This window comes from Salmonella sp. SAL4457, assembly GCF_046548235.1.
Taxonomy (GTDB): domain Bacteria; phylum Pseudomonadota; class Gammaproteobacteria; order Enterobacterales; family Enterobacteriaceae; genus Salmonella; species Salmonella enterica.
Genome location: NZ_JBGDZO010001528.1, coordinates 1 through 228, shown reverse-complemented (window position 1 = coordinate 228; position 228 = coordinate 1). Strand labels below are relative to the sequence as shown.

The 228-nt window shown below is 55.7% G+C and carries 1 pseudogene; it reads left to right on the top strand.

The window, feature by feature from the left end:
• Nucleotides 1-228 (top strand): annotated as a pseudogene (locus ACLJNW_RS29310) (cytoplasmic protein); the annotation flags it as partial.

Below are 228 nucleotides of genomic sequence, written 5' to 3'. Positions count from 1 at the left end.
AAGCTCTTCCTGGGCGTAGAGGAATACGGTTTTGACGGTTCGCTGGATGACGTGATGGCACTGGCATCGAAAGACCTTTTCCCTCAGCTCACCCATCTGGGGTTGATGAACAGCGAAGAGCAGGATGATATCGCCCGCCGGGTGCTGGAAAGTAATATCCTGCCGCAGCTTAACGTGCTGGAACTCTCATGCGGTACCTTAACGGACAACGGCGCAGAGGCGCTGCTG